The 22,597-nt window shown below is 67.5% G+C and carries 21 protein-coding genes; 8 read left to right on the forward strand and 13 right to left on the reverse strand.

The window, feature by feature from the left end:
* Window positions 1-19: 19 nt before the first annotated feature.
* From GR702_RS10470 to GR702_RS10485, 4 genes are all read right to left on the reverse strand, one after another.
* Window positions 20-1,228, reverse strand: coding sequence for a type III PLP-dependent enzyme domain-containing protein (locus GR702_RS10470; protein ID WP_160985824.1), 1,209 nt, complete (start codon window positions 1,226-1,228; stop codon window positions 20-22).
* Between the two features lie 413 nt (window positions 1,229-1,641).
* Window positions 1,642-2,856 (reverse strand): carboxynorspermidine decarboxylase, encoded by a 1,215-nt coding sequence (locus GR702_RS10475; protein WP_160985825.1) that lies wholly within the window; start codon window positions 2,854-2,856, stop codon window positions 1,642-1,644.
* A 133-nt stretch (window positions 2,857-2,989) separates the two neighbouring features.
* Window positions 2,990-3,394 (reverse strand): hypothetical protein, encoded by a 405-nt coding sequence (locus GR702_RS10480; protein ID WP_160985826.1) that lies wholly within the window; start codon window positions 3,392-3,394, stop codon window positions 2,990-2,992.
* Window positions 3,394-4,605 carry a saccharopine dehydrogenase C-terminal domain-containing protein gene (locus tag GR702_RS10485; protein WP_160985827.1) on the reverse strand — a complete coding sequence of 404 codons (1,212 nt, stop codon included), beginning with the start codon at window positions 4,603-4,605 and terminating at the stop codon, window positions 3,394-3,396. The genes GR702_RS10480 and GR702_RS10485 overlap by 1 nt, the downstream gene beginning before the upstream one ends.
* Before the next feature lie 253 nt (window positions 4,606-4,858).
* Between GR702_RS10485 and GR702_RS10490 the strand changes: the two genes are divergently transcribed.
* The 4 genes from GR702_RS10490 (at window position 4,859) to GR702_RS10505 (ending at window position 8,079) form a co-directional block, all read left to right on the forward strand.
* A complete protein-coding gene (locus tag GR702_RS10490) occupies window positions 4,859-6,073 on the forward strand; it encodes a BtaA family protein (protein WP_160985828.1) in 1,215 nt (404 codons plus the stop codon).
* Window positions 6,074-6,123: 50 nt separating this feature from the next.
* Window positions 6,124-6,729, forward strand: coding sequence for a class I SAM-dependent methyltransferase (locus GR702_RS10495; RefSeq protein WP_160985876.1), 606 nt, complete (start codon window positions 6,124-6,126; stop codon window positions 6,727-6,729).
* Window positions 6,730-6,786: 57 nt separating this feature from the next.
* Window positions 6,787-7,758, forward strand: coding sequence for a threonine ammonia-lyase (locus GR702_RS10500; RefSeq protein WP_160985829.1), 972 nt, complete (start codon window positions 6,787-6,789; stop codon window positions 7,756-7,758).
* Between the two features lie 90 nt (window positions 7,759-7,848).
* Entirely contained in the window at window positions 7,849-8,079 is a 231-nt protein-coding gene (locus tag GR702_RS10505; RefSeq protein WP_160985830.1) for a hypothetical protein, read from the forward strand.
* A gap of 75 nt (window positions 8,080-8,154) precedes the next feature.
* Here the strand turns inward: GR702_RS10505 and GR702_RS10510 are convergent, their stop codons facing one another.
* Window positions 8,155-8,616, reverse strand: coding sequence for an Lrp/AsnC family transcriptional regulator (locus GR702_RS10510; protein ID WP_160985831.1), 462 nt, complete (start codon window positions 8,614-8,616; stop codon window positions 8,155-8,157).
* A gap of 130 nt (window positions 8,617-8,746) precedes the next feature.
* Here GR702_RS10510 and GR702_RS10515 point away from each other — a divergent pair, with 130 nt between their 5' ends.
* Window positions 8,747-9,802, forward strand: coding sequence for a Leu/Phe/Val dehydrogenase (locus tag GR702_RS10515; RefSeq protein WP_160985877.1), 1,056 nt, complete (start codon window positions 8,747-8,749; stop codon window positions 9,800-9,802).
* A 30-nt stretch (window positions 9,803-9,832) separates the two neighbouring features.
* Here the strand turns inward: GR702_RS10515 and GR702_RS10520 are convergent, their stop codons facing one another.
* From GR702_RS10520 to GR702_RS10550, 7 genes are all read right to left on the reverse strand, one after another.
* Complete coding sequence (locus tag GR702_RS10520; protein WP_160985832.1) at window positions 9,833-11,092, reverse strand: class I SAM-dependent RNA methyltransferase; 1,260 nt, start codon at window positions 11,090-11,092, stop codon at window positions 9,833-9,835.
* 56 nt (window positions 11,093-11,148) lie between these two features.
* Complete coding sequence (locus tag GR702_RS10525) at window positions 11,149-12,561, reverse strand: NAD(P)H-hydrate epimerase (protein WP_160985833.1); 1,413 nt, start codon at window positions 12,559-12,561, stop codon at window positions 11,149-11,151.
* Window positions 12,548-12,934, reverse strand: coding sequence for a hypothetical protein (locus tag GR702_RS10530; RefSeq protein WP_160985834.1), 387 nt, complete (start codon window positions 12,932-12,934; stop codon window positions 12,548-12,550). Before GR702_RS10530 ends, GR702_RS10525 begins: the two co-directional genes overlap by 14 nt.
* 56 nt (window positions 12,935-12,990) lie before the next feature.
* Window positions 12,991-14,847 (reverse strand): dihydroxy-acid dehydratase, encoded by a 1,857-nt coding sequence (ilvD, locus tag GR702_RS10535; RefSeq protein ID WP_160985878.1) that lies wholly within the window; start codon window positions 14,845-14,847, stop codon window positions 12,991-12,993.
* Window positions 14,848-14,945: 98 nt separating this feature from the next.
* A complete protein-coding gene (locus GR702_RS10540; protein WP_160985835.1) occupies window positions 14,946-15,692 on the reverse strand; it encodes an N-formylglutamate amidohydrolase in 747 nt (248 codons plus the stop codon).
* Window positions 15,693-15,721: 29 nt separating this feature from the next.
* Window positions 15,722-16,531 (reverse strand): 4-(cytidine 5'-diphospho)-2-C-methyl-D-erythritol kinase, encoded by an 810-nt coding sequence (locus GR702_RS10545; RefSeq protein WP_237449657.1) that lies wholly within the window; start codon window positions 16,529-16,531, stop codon window positions 15,722-15,724.
* A gap of 125 nt (window positions 16,532-16,656) precedes the next feature.
* Entirely contained in the window at window positions 16,657-18,309 is a 1,653-nt protein-coding gene (locus GR702_RS10550; protein WP_160985836.1) for an electron transfer flavoprotein-ubiquinone oxidoreductase, read from the reverse strand.
* 110 nt (window positions 18,310-18,419) lie between these two features.
* Between GR702_RS10550 and GR702_RS10555 the strand changes: the two genes are divergently transcribed.
* The 3 genes from GR702_RS10555 to moaB all read left to right on the forward strand — a co-directional run bounded on the left by GR702_RS10555 (window position 18,420) and on the right by moaB (window position 21,544).
* Window positions 18,420-19,175, forward strand: a complete 756-nt coding sequence (locus tag GR702_RS10555; RefSeq protein WP_202408191.1) for a uracil-DNA glycosylase family protein — start codon at window positions 18,420-18,422, stop codon at window positions 19,173-19,175.
* 94 nt (window positions 19,176-19,269) lie between these two features.
* Window positions 19,270-21,027, forward strand: a complete 1,758-nt coding sequence (locus tag GR702_RS10560) for a lytic transglycosylase domain-containing protein (RefSeq protein WP_160985880.1) — start codon at window positions 19,270-19,272, stop codon at window positions 21,025-21,027.
* A complete protein-coding gene (gene moaB, locus GR702_RS10565) occupies window positions 21,017-21,544 on the forward strand; it encodes a molybdenum cofactor biosynthesis protein B (RefSeq protein WP_160985838.1) in 528 nt (175 codons plus the stop codon). The genes GR702_RS10560 and moaB overlap by 11 nt, the downstream gene beginning before the upstream one ends.
* A 34-nt stretch (window positions 21,545-21,578) precedes the next feature.
* Here moaB and GR702_RS10570 read toward each other — a convergent pair whose 3' ends face one another.
* Window positions 21,579-22,421 (reverse strand): arylamine N-acetyltransferase family protein, encoded by an 843-nt coding sequence (locus tag GR702_RS10570; RefSeq protein WP_160985839.1) that lies wholly within the window; start codon window positions 22,419-22,421, stop codon window positions 21,579-21,581.
* Between the last annotated feature and the right edge of the window lie 176 nt (window positions 22,422-22,597).

Consider the following 22,597-nt stretch of genomic DNA (forward strand, 5'->3'; position numbering starts at 1 on the left):
GATTCAGGCGGAAAGCCGATCAGCGCAGGCTGACGACGTTGTCCGAAACTCTGGGGTCCTTGCGGCCGGTGTACAGGCTCGCCATCGGCTCGTCCTGCGCCATCACGACCTCACCGCCACCGAAGCCGTTGAACGCCGTGCGCATGGCCGCGCCATAGGCGCCCAGCATTCCCACTTCGATCCAGTCCCCGGCCTTGATGTCGGCAGGGAGCATGAACGGGCCTTCCATGAAGTCGGCATCGTCGCAGGTGGGGCCGTAGAACGAGAATTCCTGCAGCTCCGACGACCGCTCGCCCTCGCGCCCGATCGCCTTGACGGGGAAGCGCCAGGCGACATGGGCGGCATCGTAGAGGGCACCATAAGCGCCATCGTTGATGTAGAGCTCGTCGCCGCGGCGCTTCTCGACCTTGACGATCAGCGAGTTGTACTCTGCCGAAAGCGCGCGGCCGGGTTCGCACCACAGCTCGGCGTTGTAGGCGATCGGCAGCGCCTCGAAGTGCCGGTGGATGATCGCAAAGTAATCCTCGAGCGGAGGCGGCTCCATGCCCGGATAGGACGAGGGAAAACCGCCGCCCACATCCACCATGTCGATGACGACGCCGGCTGCAGCGATCGCCGCGCGAGCCCGCTCCAGCGCCTGGACATAGGCGAACGGCGTCATTGCCTGCGAACCCACGTGGAAGCACACGCCGAGCCAGTCGGCCACCTGACGCGTCGCCTGCAGCAGTTCGCCCGCGTCGGCCACGTCGATGCCGAACTTCGACGCGAGGCTGAGTTCCGAATACTCCGACGAGACACGCAGCCGCACGCAGAGGCGAAGGTCACGCGCCGCGTTGCCTTCCCCGTCGGTGGTCGCGGCGACAATCTTCTCGACCTCTTCGAGGGTGTCGAGGCTGAAAGTGCGCACGCCATGCTGGAAATAGGCTTCGCGGATGGCGCTTGCCGTCTTCACCGGGTGCATGAAGCACAGGGTCGCCTCGGGAAGCGTCGCGCGAACCATGCGCACTTCGGTGATCGAAGCGACGTCGTAGTGCGTGATGCCGTTGTCCCACAGGATCTGGATGAGATCCGGCGAGGGATTGGCCTTCACCGCATAGAGCGATTTGCCCGGGAACTTCGATGCGAAGAAACGCGCAGCGCGAGCCGCCGCGTGCGGGCGGTTCAGGATGACGGGTTCGTCGGGCGCCAGGGCGCGCGCTACAGCCGGTGCGTCAGGGAAAATGTGCAACTCAAGGGACCCCCAAACGGTGTGTTACGACAGAAGCTGCCTTGCGGTTTGGAAGTCCCCATGGGGCAGCGAGGGGCGGATATAGGGGCGGCGAGATGAATCGCAAGTGAAAATCTGACCCCTTCACAAAAATGTCATACAGCGTCACAATCCCGTGCAAACCCATGGCTCACGCGCGAGATTTGGCGAGCTCCTACAGGCAGTTAGGCATTCGATCGCTTCAAGCACTGAAGTTCTGGATAAGCGACCGAACGCGGCATTCATGACGTGAAACGAGCGGCCGGCTCCATCGCTCCCGCCGACTCGTCCCGGCAGGACTGAACGGCGCAGGTGCGCGGTGGATTGCGTCCACTGCAGCCGTTTCAGGATATGCGCCGCGCCGAGCGATCGAGGCAGCATGTGAGAGCGGCGCGTCAGCTCAGGCGCGTGCGGAAATCCTCGTACCCGAAGCGTCGGACGCACTCGAGAGCGTCGGTCTCTGAATCCCAGAGCCAGATGGACGGCAAGGGCACACCGTTGAACGTGGTCGTCTTGACCATCGAATAGTGCGCCTGGTCGAGGAAGGCGAAACGAAGGCCCGGCTCGGGCGGCGCGGGCAGGCGATAGTCGCCGATCACATCCCCGGCAAGGCACGAGGGCCCGCCGAGCCGCACCGCTCCGTCGGCACCTGCTTCGACCGGGCCTTCCTCCAGGAAGTCTTCGTCCGCCACACGTTCGCCCAGCATGGCGGGACGATACGGAGCCTCGATCACATCGGGCATGTGGCACGTTGCCGATATGTCGACGATGGCGACGGGCATTCCGTTCCAGCCCACATCGAGCACGGTGCCGACAAGGATGCCTGCGTCCAGCGCCACGGCTTCGCCCGGTTCGATGTAGATCTGGGCGCCGGTGTCCTCGGCCATGTCGCGCAGGAATTCGACCAGTTCATCGCGCTGGTAGTCGGCGCGGGTGATGTGGTGCCCACCGCCAAGGTTTATCCACTTCAGCTCGCCGAAGTAGGGCTCGAGGAAATCGAACACCTTGTCCCATGTCCGGTGCAGCGGCTCGAAGTCCTGCTCGCACAAGTTGTGGAAGTGGATGCCGTCGATCATGCCCACGTGCTCGGCCGTCAGCTGGTCGATGGGGAAGCCCAGCCGCGAGTGCGGAGCGGAAGGGTCGTACTTCGCCACCTCGCCCTCGGGGTGGAGAGGGTTGATGCGAAGGCCGATGTCGAAATTGTCGCCGCGCGCCCGCGCCATTTCGATGAAGGGCCAGAACCGCTCGACCTGGGCGGGAGAGTTGAAGATCACATGGTCGGAGAGGCGCAGGATCTCGTCCATATCCTCTTCCTTGTAGGCAGCGCAGTACGTCGCGATCTCGCCGTCGTAGAACTCGGAAGCGAGGCGTGCCTCCCACAGGCCGGAAGTGCAAACGCCGTCCAGGTACTCTCCCACGATCGGGGCCGTGGACCACATCGAGAATGCCTTGAGCGCCGAGAGGACCTTCGCGCCCGAGCGCTCGCCAATGTCGGCAAGCACGCGCAGGTTATCGCGCAGCTTGGCCGCGTCGACGACGAAGGAAGGGCTGTCGACCCGCGAAAGGTCGAACTTGGCGAAGGCGCCCGGATCCCCGGCTCTGGTTTCCATGCGTGTCAGTCCTGAACTGGCCGCCGATCCTGTCGACAGGCCCTTGAAGTAGACGTGCGGCCTGTCGCGACCGCAAGGAAGCTCTCGGTGAAGGCGAGTGCCCGCTCAGGAGCACCGCCGTTTCACCGCAGCGTCAATCGACGCAGATGGCGTTCACGGCCTTGCCGCCCTTGACCTCGGCATAGCAGCCGAACAGCCGGTCGTCGGCCTGGCACTGCCCGGTGACGGCACCGCCCGTTGCAGCCGCGCCGGCATCGCCAACACACTTGCCTTGGCATTGCGCGCTGTCGGTGCACTGCTTGCCCGCGTCGGCGAAGGGGCGCACGCACTGCTCGACACCGGCCCGCCCGCGCCGCTGCACGGTGCCGCCGCCTGCGGTGCACGAAGCCTTGTCGCCTGCGCTCATGTCGCGGGAAAACGACTGACCGGCAGCATCCTCAGGCGCAGGCGTGCCCTCGGACGGGGCGGGCTGTGGCGTGCAGGCGCCGAGCACGATTGCCCCCAGCGCCGCCACGGCGAGATAACGAAGTCCGCGCATCAGAACGGCAGCGGGGCCGGGAGTTCTTCCACGCTCCAGGGCAGCCCGTGCTTGTTCAGCATGTCCATGAAGGGATCGGGGTCGAACTGCTCCATGTTGAACACCCCCTCACCCGACCAGGCGCCGGTCAGCACCATGGCCGCGCCGATCATCGCCGGGACGCCGGTGGTGTAGCTGACGGCCTGGTTGCCAGTTTCCGCGTAGGCATCCTCGTGATCGCAGATGTTCTTGATGTAGAACGTCTTCTCGCCCGACCCGTCGAGCGCCTCGCCGGTTGCGATGTCGCCGATGTTGGTCTTGCCCCTCGTCGTCGGCCCGAGCGAGGCTGGCTCGGGCAGCACGGCCTTGAGGAACTGCAGCGGCACGATCTCGACGCCGTTGTAGATCACCGGATCGATGCGGGTCATGCCCACGTTCTGCAGCACGGTCAGGTGCTGGATATAGGCATCGCCGAAGGTCATCCAGAAGCGCGCGCGCTCCATCTCGGGGATGAACTTGGCGAGGCTTTCCAGCTCCTCATGGTACATCATGTACATGTTCTTGGGGCCGACGCCCTCGAAATCGAATTCCACCTTCTTGCCCATCGCCGGGGTCTCGACGAATTCGCCGTTCTCCCAATGGCGCGCGGGCGCGGTCACTTCGCGGATGTTGATTTCCGGGTTGAAGTTGGTGGCGAAAGCCTGCCCGTGGTCGCCGCCGTTGCAATCGAGGATGTCGAGCGTGCGGATGGTCTTGAGCTTGTGCTTCTTGAGCCACATCGCGAAGACGCTGGTGACGCCGGGGTCGAAGCCCGAGCCGAGCAGCGCCATCAGGCCTGCCTGCCTGAACTTGTCCTGGTAAGCCCACTGCCAGTGGTACTCGAACTTGGCCACATCCTTGGGCTCGTAGTTCGCAGTGTCCATGTAGTGCGTGCCGGTCGCCAGGCACGCGTCCATGATGGCAAGATCCTGATAGGGCAGCGCAAGATTGACGACGAGCTTGGGCTGGATCTGGCGGATCAGCGCCGAAGTCGCCTCCACGTCGTCGGCGTCGATCGCGTAGGTGGCGACGGTGACGCCGGTGCGCTGCATGACCGAATCAGCGATCGCCTCGCACTTGGACACCGTGCGGCTGGCGAGATGGATATCCGAGAAGATGTCGGGATTCATCGCCATCTTGTGGACCGCGACCGATCCGACGCCGCCCGCGCCGATCACCAGAACCTTGCTCACCAACCTGTCTCCTTAGGGAGGAAAATCGAAAGGAGGCCATATAGGGCCGCTGTGTGACAACTCAACTGTTGTGCGCTGGCTCCCTCGTCGCCAAGCTGGGAAACGGGCGCGTTCGACAGCGCGACGCCTCTGCTCTCTGAAATGTCGGCGGGCATGGGGCCATCAACTGTCACAAACTGCCATCGCCGCGTCATCACGCGGTCACCGCAAGGGAGCATCAGCGCCACAACTCCTACGAAGGGATCCGGCCCCGATGAACACCTCCCGCTCCAGCCTCATCGAGGGCGCTGTCGTCCGCGAGGAGAGCTCCCGCAAGGCGCGGCTGCTCGACAAGGCCTTCGCCCTTGCCTTCAAGGGGCTTGTCTACGCGCAGATCTGGGAAGACCCGGTCGCCGACATGGACGCCATGCAGATCCAGCCGGACAGCCGGATCATCACCATCGCGAGCGGCGGCTGCAATGCCCTTTCGTACCTCACGGCGAACCCCGCCCACATCACCGTGGTGGACCTCAACACCGCGCACATCGCGCTGAACAACCTCAAGCACGCAGCCGTGCGCCACCTCGACTACTCGGACCTGCGCAGGTTCGTGGCCGAGGCCGATCACCCCGAGAACCTCGCGCTCTATCGCGAGCGGCTCGCGCCCCATTTGGACGAGGCGACGCGGCGATACTGGGAGGGCCGCGACCTCGTGGGCCGTCGGCGCATCGGCGCCTTTACGCGCGGCGTCTATCGCCACGGACTGTTGGGCGGCTTCATCGGCGCGGCGCATCTCATCGCTCGGCTGCACCGCATCGATCCGGCGGAGATCCTCGAGGCCGGCACGTTGGAAGACCAGCGCCGCGTCTTCGACGAGCGCTTCGCCCCCGTGTTCGAGCGCCCGCTGGTTCGCTGGCTGACCAAGCACCCCGCGTCGCTCTTCGGACTGGGCATCCCGCCTGCGCAATACGATGCGCTCGCAGGCGGGCACCGCATGGCCGACGTACTGCGCGCCCGTCTGGAAAAGCTGGCATGCCACTTCCCGGTCAACGACAACTACTTCGCCTGGCAGGCCTTCTCGCGCGGTTACGGCAAGGGCGTGGAGGCACCGTTGCCGCCCTATCTGCAGGAAGCGAACCTGCCGCAGGTGCGCGAGCGGCTCGGCCGGCTGGAGCTGCGCCACGCGAACTTCACGCATGTCCTCGCCGATGCGGACGCCGCCAGCTACGATCGCTACGTCCTGCTCGACGCGCAGGACTGGATGACCGATGCCCAGCTGACCGAACTCTGGACCGAGATCACCCGGACCGCCCGGCCCGGAGCGCGGGTGCTGTTCCGCACCGCGGCCGAACCCTCGCTCCTCCCCGGGCGCGTGCGGCAGGACATCCTTGATCGGTGGGACTACCGCGAGGCCGAATCGCTGGCCGCCAACCGCGCCGACCGCTCGTCGATCTACGGCGGCGTCCACCTCTATGTGTTCCGGGGCTGACGCCGTTGAACCAGGCCGCATCTCACCCCGTTTCCGGCCATGCCGCGCTGATGGACCGCATCTATCGTTGGCAGCGCCCGATCTATGACCTGACCCGCAAGTACTATCTCTTCGGCCGCGACCGCCTTGTCGACGAACTCGACTGCAGGCCGGGGATGGCGGTGCTGGAGATCGGCTGCGGAACCGGTCGCAACCTGGCCCTGGTGCGGCGGCGGTGGACGGGGACACGGCTGCATGGCCTCGACATCTCGGCCGAGATGCTGCGGGAAGCGCGCCGGAAGCTGGGTCATTCCGGCACGCTGGCGCTGGGCGACGCAGCCGCGTTCGACCCGGTGCAGCTGTTCGGGCGTTCGGGGTTCGAGCGGGTGATGCTGTCCTATGCCATCTCGATGATACCGGAGTGGGAGGCGGCCCTGCACCAGGCTGCGTCAACCCTGTCGCCGGGCGGCTCGCTCCACGTCGTCGACTTCGGGGATTGCGCCGGCTTGCCGCGCCCCTTGCGTGCCCTGCTGAAGGGATGGCTGAGCCGCTTCCACGTCTCGCCCCGCCTTGATCTTGGGGAAGTGGCGGCGCGGGTGGCGGACGAGCTGGGCCTCACGCTGGAGCGCCGGCGGGGGCCGCTCGGCTACTACCAGCTGGTCCGCCTCTCGCGCTGACGGAATAACACGCAGCCGGCGTTGCGATTCCAGCTGCGGTCCCGCTAAGGCGTGGGCATGATCCCGACCCGCGCTCCCACCACCGAAGGCGTTGCCCTCGCCGCCCGCAAGGTAGCGGAAATCCTCCCCGCGCCCCCTCTCCTTCCGCTCGAGGTCGAAGGGCGCACCATCTGGTGCAAGGCCGAGTGCCTGCAGCCGGTGGGCGCGTTCAAGATCCGGGGCGCCTGGCATCGGCTCACCGCGTTGACGCAGGCGGAGCGCACGGCCGGCGTGGTCGGAGTGTCCAGCGGCAACCATGCACAGGGCGTGGCCTGGGCCGCGCGGCGCCTTGGGGTGAAGGCCGCGATCGTCATGCCGGTCGACGCGCCGGAGGTGAAGCTCGCCAACACCCGCGCACTCGGCGCTGAAGTCGTGCTGTACGACCGCCCGGGCGGCGAGGACCGCGACGAGGTGGCCGAGCGGCTTTGCAAGGAGCGCGAAGCCACTCTGGTCCACGCCTATGCCGATCCCTGGATCATCGAGGGCCAGGGCAGCACAGGGACGGAGATCGCCGCGCAGATGGCCGTGCTTGCCGGGGGACCGCCCGAGCTGATCGTCGCCCCGTGCGGCGGCGGCGGCCTGACGGCAGGGCTGGCGCTTGCCTGCCCCAATGCCCGGATCGTACCCGTCGAGCCCGAAGGCTGGGACGATGTATGCCGCAGCCTTGCAGCCGGGCGCATCGAACGCGTCCTGCCCGATGCGCCGGCCACCGCGTGCGACGCCTTGCAGACCCCGGCTACCCGCCCGATCAACTTCGCCATCCTGCAGGAGCGCTGCCCCTTCGGCGTGGCCGTGAGCGCGGCGGAGGTAAGGGCGGCGCAGCGCCTTGCCTTTGCAAAACTGCGCCTCGTGGTGGAGCCTGGCGGGGCGGCGGGTCTGGCCGCGGTGCTTGCCGGAAAGATCACCCTATCGGAACGGAGCGCTGTCGTACTTTCGGGCGGGAACACCGATGCACGGGCCTTTGTGCGCGTGCTTTCGACTGCCGACTGAACTGGCGATCTACCGCGCAAATCAGTGGAACCTGCCCATCCCGCAAGGTATATGACGGGATAACGACACGTTAGAGAGTCGGGAGCAGGTATGCCAAAGGGACTTTCCGGCCAGGCCGCAAGGCCGTTCAAATTCGCTTTCATCGGTGTGGAGGCGCTGTTCGTCCTCGTCACGCTGGTGGCCCTTGCGGATATTCTCGTGGCCGAGAATTACGGCCTCGGCTGGACGACATTTTTCCTCGGTTTCATCGCCAGCGCCTGGGGCGCCGTCGCCTATCCGGTTTGCGGAGGCTGCTGCGGCTGGGACCGGCGCGAAGATTGAGCACTGCACGCACGGTGCGGGCATGGCCCCGGCGCGAACGCCTTGCCGAAGTACCTTCGCGTGATCTGACGTCGATCAGATCGGCAGCGCGGTCGTGGCCTTGATCTCGGACAGGGCGACGGTGGAGGTGATTTCCTGCACGCCGGGCAGCTGCGAAAGCTTCTCGAAGAAGAAGCGTTCATAGGCGCTGATGTCCTCGGCCACCACGCGGATCATGAAGTCCACCGAACCGAGCAGGACGTAGCAGTCGAGCACCTCGGGAAACTCGCGGATCTTGGCTGCGAATTCGTCGAGGTTGGCCCGGCCGTGGGCGTTGAGCTTCACCTGCGCAAACACGTGCGCGTTCAGCCCCACCTTGTGCCGATCGACGATGGCAACGCGGCGCTGGATGAAGCCGTCCCTCTCAAGCCTGTCGATACGCCGCCAGCACGGGGAGGCCGAAAGCCCGACGCGCTCGGCGATCTGCGCCGTGGTCTGATTCGCATCGCGCTGAAGCTCGCGGAGAATTTTTCTCTCATAAGGGTCGAGATCGGTCATTTCCGCCCGGTAACACGGGTTTGGCGAAAGCGTCTCGCTAAATTGATCTCTGCAGACCCTTAACAAGGAGAGATTGCCCTGCACTCCCCTGCGATAATAAGGCGGCAAGGCTCGCTGAGGAGCGTAAATGATGGTTGCAAGGACAAGTCGCATGATGCCGCCGATGGAATATGTTCGCCTTCTCGACGAAGATGCCGGCCTCGACGGGGTGATCGCCATCCACTCGACAGCGCGCGGCCCGGCGGCCGGCGGCTGCCGACTGTGGTCCTATCCCGATCCGGCCGATGCGATGGCCGACGCCTTCCGGCTCGCCGAGGGCATGAGCTACAAGAACGCCATGGCCGGTCTTCCCCTTGGCGGCGGCAAGGCCGTGCTTCGCCGCCCTGCCGGAGAGTTCGACCGTGTCGCCCTGTTCGAGGCTTTCGGACGCGCGGTCGAGAAGCTGGACGGCCGCTACGTCACGGCGGAAGACGTGGGCACCGGCGTGTCCGACATGGAATGCGTGGCCCGCCACACCCGCCATGTTGCCGGCCGCACCGCCCTTCCCGGCCTCGCCGGCGGGGACCCCTCTCCGTGGACGGCGCTCGGCGTGTTCGAGGCCATGAAGGAGGCCGTTCGCCTGCGTCACGGTTCCTCGCTTTCCGGTGTCACGGTCGCGGTCCTTGGCGTCGGCAACGTCGGCGCCGGGCTTGCCCGCCTGCTTGCCGCTGACGGCGCCCGCCTCGTCATCGCCGACATCGACCCGGCCCGCTGCGACCGGCTTGCACAGGAAACCGGCGCAAGCATCGTCGCCATCGACGAGATCGCCGGTGCGGACGCGCAGGTCTTCGCGCCTTGCGCGCTGGGCGGCGCGCTGGATGACGCGACCGTCGCAGCGCTTCGCGCGGGCATCGTGTGCGGCGCCGCGAACAACCAGCTGGCCGCGCCGCACCTTGCCGAAGTGCTGATGGCGCGCGGCATCGACTATGCGCCCGACTATGTCGTCAATGCCGGCGGCATCATCAACGTCGCTGCCGAATACCTCGGCGAGAGCGCGGAAGAAGTGCGTGGCCGCGTCATGCAGATCGGCCCGCGCACCCGCGCCATCCTGGAGACGGCCAAGGCCGGGAACCTGCCGCCACCGGTCGTGGCGGACCGCATGGCAGAAAGCCTGATGGTCAGCCCGGCAGCACTCGAAGAAGCGTGAGAAGAGTGAGGGGCGGCCTCGCGCCGCTCCTCAGTCGCGGACGAAGTAGCTTGCCAGTTCCACATGGGTCGACCAGCGGAACTGGCCTACCGGGCGCAGCTCCACCAGGCGGAAACCCGCCTCGACAAGCCGCGCCGCATCGCGCGACCAGCTCGACGGGTTGCAGCTGATGTAGACCACCTGCCGCACGGTCGAGCTTGCTATGCACTCGACCTGCTCGCGCGCGCCTGCCCGGGGTGGATCGAGGAGAACGGCGGCGAAACGGGCGAGTTCGTCTGGCTGCAGCGGATTGCGGAACAGGTCGCGATGCGCGCAGAAGATCTGTAGCTGGGCCCGGTCCGCCGCAGCCTTGCAGGCCAGATGAGCATCGCGGGCAGCCTCGGCCGCGTAGATACGGGTCTCGGGCCCCGCCAGTGCGAACGCGAAAGTGCCAAGGCCGGAGAACAGGTCCGCGATGGTCGGAGCTTCCGCCAGCCATTCGCGCGCCGCGGCGACGAGTGCGTCCTCTCCGTCCTTCGTTGCCTGCAGGAACGATCCCGGAGGGAACGGCACCTGCACGGCGCCCAGCGTCGCCGTGACCGGCATCGGCTCCCAGACGGTCTCGAAGCCGTAGCCGCCGTCCATGGTCAGACGGGCGAGGCGATGTTCGCGCGCGAAATCGAGCATTGCCTCAGTCGCGGCAAGACCCTCGGCGGTCAGGCCCTTGACGCCCACGTCCACGCCCTGATCCACCAGCGTCAGTTCGATATCGGCGGCCATGCGCGCGGCAGGGTGCTTCGCCGCTTTCCCCGGACGGCCGCCCTTCTTGGGAGGCGCGGCCTTGCCCATGGTGATGAGCAGCTTGCGCAGTGGCGCCAGCAGCGCCACGAACTCGGGCACCATGACGTGGCATTCCTCCAGCTCGACGAGCCGGTGCGATCTGGCCTCCCGAAAGCCGATCACCACTCGCCCGCCCGAACTTTCGGCCCGCAGCGAAGCACGGCGCCGGGTCATCGGCGGCGAGAGATACGGCGGCGCGACATGCTCTGCCCCCAACCCCTGCGCGACCGAGGCGTTGGCGACCCGCCCCTCCACGAAGGCATGCAGGCTCTCTTCGTCGAGCTGCTGCAGCTGGCATCCGCCACACCGGCCGAAGTGCGGGCACGGCGGCTCGACATGGTGCGGCCCCCATTCGAGCGTCCCGTCGATACCCAGCATGTCGCCCGGAGCCGCGCCCCACGCAAAGCGGCCGGACGCGGTGACGCCGTCGCCCTTGGAGGCGATGCGCAGGATTTCCTCGGATTCGTTCATGCCGCGCGCCTAGCAGGATGGCGGCGGATCGTACATGCCCGGTCGGCCGCCCGCGATCAGAGACAGGCGGCAAGCGCCTCCGGCACCTTCTCGGCAAGTTGTGCCGCAGTGAACGCCGCCGGGCACAGCCTCGCCGCTTCGCCATGGAGCCAGACGCCCTCGCACGCAGCCTGGAACGCATCCACCCCGGTCGCGACGCGGCTGGCGATGATGCCTGCAAGCACGTCGCCCGTTCCCGCAGTCGAGAGCCAGGACGAGGCCCGCGACGCGCATGCCAGCCGTCCATCGGGAGCGGCCACCAGCGTGTCGGGCCCCTTGGCGACGACGACCATCCCGCTTGCCCTCGCCAGCGCGAGCGCCCGCGCCGGGCGGCTCCCCGTTCCGTCGAGGTCGAAGGCGCGCTCCAGCGCGACGAGTTCGCCGTCGTGCGGGGTCGCGATCACGGGTGCCGTCCGCTCGGCGAGGTGGCGGGGCGAAAGCAGCACGAGCGCATCGGCATCCGCCACGACCGGAACAGGATCGGCCAGCGCCACGCCAAGCCGCTCGCGCGCGGTGGCGTCGCGGCCCAGCCCCATGCCGGTGAGTACGGCGGTGTTGCGGTCGTCGGTCAGCACGTCGGTGAGCGGGCCGGTATCGACCACGAGGTCGGCGGGTGCGTTCCGCTTCGATTCGGCGAAGAGCTTGACGTAGCCTGCGCCGGCGCCTTGCGCGGCCGTAGATGCCAGGATCGCGGCTCCCGGCATTGCGCCCGCCACCACGGCCAGAAGACCACGCCGGTACTTGTGCGAATCGGCCGAGGGCGCCTCGATCCTGGGACGGCCGATCGCCCGCGCGGCGCCTTCCACCGCTTCGACGCCGATGGAGACGAGCCGCAGCGCCCCCATGCGCGCCGTAGCGGGCATGAGGAAATGGGCGAACTTCCAGGCTCCCAGCGCGATCGTGAGGTCATAGAGAGGCAGGCCCTCGCCCAGCAGCATGCCCGAATCCGCCTGCACACCGCTCGGCACGTCGATGGCGATGCGCCGGGCATGGCTCGCAGCCAGCGACGCGAGCAGGCCCGCGTCCTGCGACGTCAGCGGCCGGGTCAGCCCACTACCGAAGAGGCAGTCGACGAAGACTTCTCCGTGGAGCTGCGTAGTCCCCTCAAGATCGTTGCCGGTGAGCACCTCTCCGCCGAAGCGAGCCCGCGCGGCGGCTGCCGCCTTGGTCGCCGGTTCACTCGCGGCGACGACCACCACGTTCCCGCCCCGCTCGCGAAGGGCCTCGGCGATGACATAGCCGTCGCCGCCGTTGTTGCCGGGACCGCAGAGCACCGTGACCTTGTGGCGAGCGGCGACCCGCCAGATCCACTCGGCAGCGCCGCGCCCGGCGATCTGCATCAGCGCATCGACGCTCGATCCGGCCGCGATCAGCCGCTCTTCCGCATCGCGCATCTGGGCGACGGTGAGTATCTGGTCATTTTGCGCCATGGGATTTCTCCGTTGCGGGAAACAGGTAGCGATCCGGGCCCACGGTAACGTCGAGCTTGCCGTCCACCAGGCGCGTCTGCGCCTTCTCCGCGCCATCCGAGACGGCAAGGCCAGAGCCGTCCGTCGTCACGTCGAATCGCCGGAACGCACCGTCCGGATGATGCACGACCAGCGTCAGCCTGCCGCCTGCCTCCGCCCGCTCCACCGAACAGACCGGCTTCAGTTCGGCGGCACCGCCCACCGCACAGGCGATGTGCTCCTTGCCCGCGGCGACCGGGGGCGGCTCGCTGTTCGAGGAACAGGCGGCCAGCAGGAGCGCCGTCACGGCCGTGAACGCGCCCAAAGGCGCGGAAACAATGGATCTGGTCTGCATCGCCGCCTTGGTAACGCGAAGCGCCGGGGCGGGGAAGCCCCGGGCGCCCCGGCCCGTTACTTGCGCCGCAGCTGGGTCACGTCCCGGATGGCGCCGCGCGCCGCACTGGTGGTCATCGCGGCATAGGCCTGGAGCGCTGCCGAGACCTTGCGCTGGCGCGGGTGGACGGGCGACCATGCGGCGTCGCCGCGCGCTTCCTGCTGCGAACGGCGGTGCGCCAGCACCTCGTCCGAGACCATCAGGTTGATGGTCCGGCCCGGGATGTCGATCTCGATCGTATCGCCGTTCTCGACAAGGCCGATCTCTCCGCCCTCCGCCGCTTCGGGCGAGGCATGGCCGATCGAAAGGCCCGAAGTGCCGCCCGAAAAACGCCCGTCGGTCAGCAGCGCGCAGGCCTTGCCCAGCCCCTTCGACTTCAGATAGCTGGTGGGATAGAGCATTTCCTGCATGCCCGGCCCGCCGCGCGGCCCCTCGTAGCGGATCACCACGACATCGCCCGCCGCGACCTGCCCGCCCAGAATGCCGGCCACGGCCGCATCCTGCGATTCGTAGACGCGGGCGGTTCCAGTGAACTTCAGGATGGAATCGTCCACCCCCGCGGTCTTCACGATGCAGCCCTCGCGGGCGATATTGCCGTAGAGCACCGCAAGGCCGCCGTCCTGGCTGAAGGCATGCTCCTTGCTGCGGATGACGCCGTTCTCGCGGTCGAGGTCGAGTTCCTGCCAGCGGCGCGACTGGCTGAACGCCGTCTGCGTGGGCACGCCGCCGGGTGCCGCCCTGTAGAATTCCTGAACCGATGGCTCGTTGGTACGGCTGATGTCCCACCGGTTAAGCGCATCGCCCAGCGTGCGGGTGTGGACGGTCGGCAGGTCCGCGTGGAGCAGCCCTGCACGCTCAAGCTGGCCCAGGATCGCCATGATGCCCCCTGCCCGGTGGACGTCCTCCATGTGGACGTCGGACTTGGCGGGAGCCACCTTGGAAAGGCACGGCACCTTGCGGCTGAGGCGATCGATGTCGGCCATCGTGAAGTCCACCCCTGCCTCGGCGGCGGCGGCGAGCAGGTGAAGCACGGTGTTGGTGGATCCGCCCATCGCGATGTCGAGGCTCATCGCGTTCTCGAACGCCTTGAAGCTGGCGACAGAGCGCGGCAGGACGCTCTCGTCCTCCTGCTCGTAGTAGCGGTGGCACAGGTCGACCGAGAGGCGTCCGGCCTCCAGGAACAGCCGCTCGCGGTCGGAGTGAGTGGCCAGCGTCGATCCGTTGCCCGGCAGCGAAAGCCCGAGCGCCTCGGTCAGGCAGTTCATCGAATTGGCGGTGAACATGCCCGAGCACGATCCGCAGGTCGGGCAGGCCGAGCGCTCGATCGCGGTCACTTCCTCGTCGGTGTAGCTCTCGTCCGCGGCGGCGACCATCGCATCCACTAGGTCGAGCGCATGCTCCTTGCCCCTGAGCACGACCTTGCCCGCCTCCATCGGCCCGCCCGAGACGAACACGGCCGGGATGTTGAGGCGCATGGCGGCCATCAGCATGCCGGGGGTGATCTTGTCGCAGTTGGAGATGCACACCATCGCGTCGGCGCAATGGGCATTGACCATGTATTCGACGCTGTCGGCGATGAGGTCGCGGCTTGGCAGCGAATAGAGCATGCCGTCATGGCCCATGGCGATGCCGTCGTCGACCGCGATGGTGTTGAATTCCTTGGCGACGCCGCCCGCCGCCTCGATCTCGCGTGCGACGAGCTGGCCCAGGTCCTTGAGGTGGACGTGGCCGGGCACGAACTGCGTGAACGAGTTGACGACCGCGATGATCGGCTTGCCGAAATCGCCGTCCTTCATGCCGGTGGCCCGCCAGAGGCCCCGCGCGCCCGCCATGTTGCGGCCGTGAGTGGAAGTGCGCGAGCGATAGGCGGGCATTGTCAGGAACTCCGGGATCATGGGCGCGACTTCGCGCGCTGGACTGAACCGGCCCCTACACGGTGCTTGATTTCACTTCAACGCCCGTTTGAGAAACTTTATTTCAGACCAAGGTGACCCGCGCGGTCCAGTTCAGCCGCTACCACGGCGCAAAGCCGCGTCATGCACCCTGCCCATTCGACCTGCCCCGCATCGTCCGCGATGAGGTCCTGGCGGATCTCGATGCTGAGGTACGGCAGGCCCACCGGCTCGGCATGGCGGTTCATCGATGCGTTGAGCAGCTTGCCCGAGTACGGTTCCTGGTCCCCCACCACGAGGCCTTGGGCTTCCAGCCAGGGGATCGCGATGCGCGCGGCGCGCTCGTCCTGGTTGTAGAGCACGCCGACCTGCCATGGACGGGGGCGGTCGCAAGTGGCGAGGCCGGGCGTGAAGCTGTGGAGCGACAGGATCAGCGCCGGCGGCGATTCTCGCAGCAGCCGTGCAAGAGCCGCGTGATAGGGATCGAAGAAGCGCGCTGCGCGGGCGGAGCGCTGCTGCGCGGTGAGGATGTTGCCGGGGATCGCATGGCCGTCGCTCTCCCTGGGCATCATGCCCGGCGCGTCGGACTGGCGATTGTAGTCGCACACGAGGCGGCTGACATTACCGAGCCACGCCGCCGTCCCCGGCGCCACCATACGCTCCGCAATGGCGGCCACGCCGATGTCGATGGCGATATGCTCGTTCAGCAGGGCGGGATCGATGCCGAGGTCGACATCCTCCGGCACGCGGTTCGATGCGTGGTCACAGACGACCAGGATGCCGCCGGGCGCAGGCGTGCCGAGCAGGAGGTGGTATTCGGTTTCCAAGTCGGACCTCCGGTTGCTGAACTGGGATGCTATCTCAACCTGCCCTGCATTTGCCACCACTCCGGGCGGCTTGCGGCGATGGTTTCCGCAGCCCGGGCCGCTTGCGCGGCGTCGTCGTAGAGCGCGAAGCAGGTGGCGCCCGAACCGGACATGCGCGCCAGGAAAGGTCGGGTGCCCCGCAGGGCGTCCAGCACTTGCGCCACGGGCGGGCAGATCGCGATGGCGGGCTGCTCGAGATCGTTGCGGCCTTCAAGGGCGATGGTGCGGGCCGTTCCTTCGGGCATGGCTCCGCGATCGATCCCGTCCCACGCCTGGAAGACCGGGCCCGTCGGAACCGCCACGCGCGGATTGACGAGAAGGACCGCCGTACCCGCCAGATCGCTGTCGAGCGGTTCGAGGTCGGTTCCCGTGCCGCGGCCGATGCAGGTGGTCGAAAGCACGCAAGCGGGGACGTCGGCGCCAAGACGGGCGGCCCGCTGCTGCCAGTCGTCGGGCAGGCCATGCGCGCGCTCGACCATGCGGAACACCGCGCCCGCGTCCGCCGAGCCGCCGCCGAGCCCCGCCGCTACCGGCAGCCGCTTTTCCAGCTCCACCGCCCAGCCCTTTCCGTGTGGAAGGGCGCCGAGCGCGCGGGAGACGATGTTGGCGAAGGGATCCTCGATCAACGATGCGAACTCGCCATGGGTGACGAGCCGATCCTGCTCGGCTGGTGCTGCATGCAGGCGGTCGCCTTCATCCACGAAGGCGAACAGGGTCTCGAGTTCGTGGTAGCCGTCTTCGCGGCGGCGGCGCACGTGAAGGGCAAGGTTGATCTTGGCGTAAGCGGTTTCGGTCAGCATTGCCCCATCCATGGCGCGGCCACGGGCGCGAGGCAAGACGGCCCTTGCGCCGGCCCCTGGCCACGCAGGCGTGACACCCGCAGGCCTCTGCACGAAAAAGGGGAGGCGGTTGCCTCCCCTTTTCCTCACATGTTCGGGTAGTTGGGTCCACCGCCGCCTTCGGGCGTGACCCAGGTGATGTTCTGGTTGGGATCCTTGATGTCGCAGGTCTTGCAGTGGACGCAGTTCTGGGCGTTGATCTGGTACCGGGGCTGGCCGGTCGCATCGTCGGTCAGCCATTCGTAGACGCCTGCAGGACAGTAGCGCGCGGATGGCCCGGCATAGACGCCTAGTTCGCTGGTCTTCTGCAGGTCCATGTCGGCCACCTTGAGGTGGACAGGCTGGTCCTCCTCATGGTTGGTGAAGGAATAGGAGACACTGGTCAGGCGGTCGAAGCTGATGACGCCATCGGGCTTGGGATAGGTGATCGGCTTGTAGAGGTCGGCGCGCTGCGTGGCTTCGCTGTCGCGGTGGTGCTTCATCGGCCGGGCGAGGCCGAAGCCGAACAGCGTGCGCAGCCACATGTCCGTGCCCGCCAGCACCGTGCCGAGTTCGCCGCCCCACTTCGCCACCATCGGCTCGGCGTTCTGGACGAGCTTCAGTTCCTTGGCGATCCAGCTGGAACGCACGGCATCGTCATAGTCCTGCAGCGTGTCGGCCTCGCGACCGGCCCTGATGGCGGTGGCGATGGCCTCGGCGGCCAGCATCCCGCTCTTCATCGCGGTGTGCGTGCCCTTGATGCGCGGTACGTTGACGAAGCCGGCCGAGCATCCCGCCAGCACGCCGCCGGGGAACGCCAGCTGCGGCACCGATTGCCAGCCGCCTTCGTTGATCACGCGCGCGCCATAGGCCACGCGCTTGCCGCCTTCGAGGATGGCACGGATTTCCGGGTGCTGCTTCCAGCGCTGGAATTCCTCGAACGGGTAGATGTAGGGGTTCTTGTAGTCGAGCGCGGTGACGAAGCCCAAGGCCACCTGGTTGTTGGCCTGGTGGTAGAGGAAGCCGCCGCCCCAGGCGTCGTTCTCGCTCAGCGGCCAGCCCTGGGTGTGGATGACGCGGCCGGGGACATGCTTGTCCTCCGGGATGTCCCACAGCTCCTTGATGCCAAGGCCATAGATCTGCGGCTGGCAGTTCGCCTCAAGATCGTACTTCGCCTTGAGCCGCTTGGTCAGGTGACCGCGCGCGCCTTCGCAGAAGACCGTGTACTTGCCCAGCAGGTTCATGCCGGCCTGGAAGTCGCCCTTGGGCTCACCCTCGCGGTCGATGCCCATGTCGCCGGTCTGCACGCCGATCACGGCGCCTGCCTCGTTGTAGAGGATCTCCGCCGCCGGGAAGCCGGGGAAGATCTCGATCTCCAGCGCTTCCGCCTGCTCGGCCAGCCAGCGGCACAGGTTGCCAAGCGATCCGGTGTAGTTGCCCTTGTTCGACATGAAGGGCGGCTGGATCGCATGGGGCAGCGCGAACTTGCCCTTCTTCGTCAGGTGCCAGTGCCAGTTGTCCGTCACCGGCGTCTCGGCCAGCGGGCAGCCGTCCTCGCGCCAGGTGGGAAGCAGCTCGTCCAGCGCCTTCGGGTCGATTGTCGCGCCGGAAAGGATGTGCGCGCCGATTTCCGAGCCCTTCTCCAGCACGCAGACCGCAAGTTCAGGGTCCACCTGCTTGAGCCGGATCGCCGTCGCCAGACCCGCAGGTCCGCCGCCGACGACCACCACGTCGTAAGGCATCTCTTCGCGTTCAATCATGGAAGCCCCGTCCAATGGTATTATGGCCCCCAGCCTTCTTGCGGCTTAGTCGGGCGATTAAATCATCTTGTGCCTTGATTGCTCCCGCGCGGCAGGTCAAGACCCCCGCGATGGATCACCGGCCAAATCCTGAATTTCTGCTCGATATCACAGGTGCGCTCGACTGGTGGCGCGACGCAGGCGTGGACGCCGACTTCCTCGACGATCCCGTCTCGTGGCTTGCTCCGTCCGAGGAGGAGGTCGAGCGCAGACCCGCGCGCACGCCGGTCGCCCCCAACCCCGATGCGCCGCCCCCGCCCGCCGCTCTCGATCCCGCAGCCCTGCCGACCGACCTTGCCGCCTTCACCGCGTGGTGGATGAGCGAGCCGCTGCTCGTCGAAGGGGACCTCGCCGCGCGCGTGCCGCCTCGGGGGAAGGCGGGGGCAAGGCTCATGGTCGTGGTCGAGGAGCCCGAGGCGGAAGACGGCGATACCCTGCTGGCCGGAGTGCACGGCCGCCTGCTCGATGCCATGCTCGCCGCTTTCGGCACCCGCCGCGAGGATGTGTATCTTGCCAGCGCGCTTCCGCGCCACATGCCGGGCGCGGACTGGCAAGCGGCGCGCGAGCGGGGGCTCGGCCGGGTGCTCGCCCACCATGTCGCGCTCGTGGCTCCCGAGCGGCTTTTCGTGATGGGGAGCAACGCCTTGTCGTTAATCGGCCACGAATCGCCGCAACGTCCTGCCGTTTTGCAAAGTTTCAACCATGAAGGTGGCTCGATACCCCTGCTCGCCTCCTGGGCGTTGCCTTCGCTGCTGAACCAAGCGCGCGCGAAGCCGGCGTTGTGGAGGGCCTGGCTGGAATGGACGTCGGGTCGGGCAGGCGCCTGAAAGCCGCGTCCGTCCATCCGGGGCGGGGCATCGCACAGGATCGCGGGGATAAGACTTGAAACGAATCACCAGGGCCGGCCTCATCAAGGCGGGAATGTGGACGGGGGTCGCTCTTGCGGCGTCCGTGCCGGCAGCACCGGCTTTCGCCAACAGCGCCGCGGTCGATTACTTCCGCACCCGGGCCGACCGCACTGCCGTTCCCTCGCTGCTCAGCCAGGATGACCGCTCGTACTACCGGCAGGTCTTCGACGCGATCGACGGGAAGGACTGGGTTGCCGTAAGGCAGCTCCTCGCCCAGCGGCCGGACGGCCCCCTGCACCAGCAGGCCCGCGCGGAATACTACCTTGCCGCCGGATCGCCCAAGATCGAGCTGGCCGAGCTGCAGGACTGGCTTTCCCGCGGCGCCGAACTGCCGGGGGCGGACCAGATCAGCCGCCTTGCCCTTAAGCGCGGGGCGGGAAGCGTCCCCACCCTGCCCAGCGAACAAAGCTTCGCGCGCCTGCCCTCGATGTCGAAGCGCGTGCGCCCCTCCTCGATCGAGGACGGGACGATGCCGGGTTCCATCTCGGCCGGCATTCTCGATCGCATCAAGAACGACGATCCCATGGGCGCGCGCGTGCTGCTCGACGGGATCGATGCCAATCTCAGCCCGTCCACGCAGGCCGAATGGCGGCAGAAGGTGGCCTGGAGCTTCTATATCGAGAACCAGGACGCCGCCGCCTACCAGATGGCGCAGCTGGCGGCGCTGGGCACCGGGCCCTGGGTGGGCGAGGCATGGTGGACGGCCGGGCTCGCCGCATGGCGGCTGGGCGACTGCGAAGGTGCGGCGGACGCCTTCGGCAAGACCGCGCAGACGTCCGAGAACGCGGAACTCACCGCCGCCGCGCACTACTGGAACAGCCGCTCCCTCGTGCGCTGCCGCAAGCCGGAGAAGGCCGCCGCCGCGCTTCGCCTCGCAGCCGCGCGCGACGAGACGCTCTACGGCATGCTAGCGGCGGAGCAGCTTGGCCTCAGGCTACCCGAGCAGCACGCCGCCGCCGACTTCACCCAGGCGGACTGGCAGCAGCTTCGCGCCAACCCGAACGTGCGCACGGCGGTGGAACTAGCAGAGATCGGCAAGGACAGCCTGGCCGATGAAGTGCTGCGCCATCAGGCCCGCATCGGCGACGCGTCGCAATATGCCCCGCTGACCCGGCTCGCGCGCGATCTCGGCCTTCCGGGCACGCAGCTTTGGATGGCCTACAACGCACCTTATGGCGGCAAGCCGGAACCGGCGACGCGTTTCCCCACGCCGAAGTGGACACCGGTGGGTGGATGGAAGGTCGACCCCGCGCTGGTCTATGCCCATGCGCTGCAGGAATCGGTGTTCCGCGCCAGCGTCGTCAGCCCGGCGGGTGCGCGCGGGCTCATGCAGATCATGCCCGCCGCCGCGCAGGACCATGCCGGATCGCTGGGCTATTCGGGCAATGCGTCAGACCTCAACAAGCCCGAGGTGAACCTTGCCTTCGGCCAGCGCCATCTCGAAACGCTGCGCAACGATCCGGGCACGCAGGGGCTGCTGCCCAAGGTCATGGCCGCCTACAACGCCGGGCCGCTGCCGGTGCGCCGCTGGAACACCGAGGTGAACTGCCAGGGCGATCCGCTGCTTTGGATCGAGTCGCTGCCCTATTGGGAGACGCGCGGCTACGTGAACATCGTCATGCGAAATTACTGGATGTACGAGCGCCAGGCCGGCGGCGCATCGGAAAGCCGCATGGAACTGGCGCAGGGCCAGTGGCCGACCTTCCCCGGCCTTGCCGGTTCGAAGGGCGTGCGCATGGCCTCGAACGGAGCGCTGCTGCGTGGCCATTGATCCTGCGCGCACGTTCAGGCCCATCAACATCGCTCTCCTCACCGTCTCGGACACGCGGACGGCGGAGAACGACACTTCGGGCGATATCCTGGCCGAGCGGATCGAGGGCGCGGGCCATCGCCTCGTTCGCCGCACGATAGAGCGCGACGATGCCGGAAAGATCGCGGACCTGCTGAACGGCTGGATCGACGATCCCGAAGTGGATGCCGTCGTTTCCACCGGCGGCACCGGCCTCACCGGCCGCGACGTCACGCCCGAGGCGCTCGGCCGCCTCGGCGGGCGGGAGATCCCCGGCTTCGGCGAGCTGTTCCGCTGGCTCTCGTACAAGACCATCGGCACCTCCACCGTGCAGAGCCGCGCAATGGCGGTGGTCGCGCGCGGAACCTACCTTTTCGCGCTTCCGGGATCCAACGGCGCGGTGAAGGACGGGTGGGACGGCATCCTTGCCGAGCAGCTCGACAGCCGCAATCGCCCGTGCAACTTCGTGGAACTGATGCCCCGCCTGCTGGAGGTGTGAACCGGCCCACCGGCTCCGGCGGGCAGCCCGGCCCTCATCCGAAAAGCGGGAGCGAACGCACCTCCTCCTCGGCCAGTGCGATCCTGAACACCTCGCGCAGGGTGCGCGCATAGTCGGCGGCGTCGTCGATGGTCCGGCGCTGGGTCTTTCCGCCGCCATGCACCGTCAACTCCCGGTCCACCATCGAGGCGAAGCCGCCGGGCAGCGGGATGCTCGCCACATGCAGGCTGGTGAAGCGTGTTTCCGGGCGTGTCGAAGTCCAGTGGCTGGCCTGCTCAAGATCGCCCGGCGCCACTTCTCCAAGATCGAAGCTGTACTGCGCCTGCCAATCGCCATCACCGGCGGCGCGTCCGTCGGTGGCGGCGGCCGGCCCTGCCCGCTCCAGCAGCCATTCGCCGCGCAGGCTTCCCCGCTCGCCGATGCGGCGCAGGCGGTGGCGCGCGCCGTCCGCCGTGCGCCCTTCTGCCCCGTCCCGCAGCGGCAGGGGCGCAAGGTCGCTGCCGCCAAAACCCGCGTCGGCAAGCCAGGGCACTCCGTTCAGCCGGGCGAGCAGGCAGGTGTGGGTGCGCGGCGGCATCGCATCCTCCGGCTGTCCCAGCCACACGCGTGCGAGCAAGGGTCGGTTCTCCACGCCAAGCTGCGCGAGCGCGTCGGAGAACAGGCGGTTGTGCTCGAAGCAGTAGCCGCCGCGCTCGCGCTCCACCAGCTTGGCGAACACGGCGGGCCCATCGATCCGGATCGGGCGGCCCAGCATCACGTCGAGGTTCTCGAACCCGATCGCCAGTCTGTGCGCCGACTGTACGGCCGCAACCCCTTCGGGCGTCGCGGTGGGCCTATGGGAAATGCCGATGCGAGCGAGATAGCGGGAAAGATCCATCCGGAGCGACCTACAGGCTGCAATGGCGAAGGAGAAGACCGCTGCGCGGCAGTTGCGGGCACGCTCCTCTTCCGTAGCGGTGCGGCTTGTGGACAAGTTCGGCAAAACGGGTGGAACGAGAGGTGAGAACCTGTCGACGGAACTGCCGCGCGTAAGTCCGATGGTGGGCCTCGGCA

Source organism: Novosphingobium silvae, from assembly GCF_009856825.1.
Taxonomy (GTDB): Bacteria; Pseudomonadota; Alphaproteobacteria; order Sphingomonadales; family Sphingomonadaceae; genus Novosphingobium; species Novosphingobium silvae.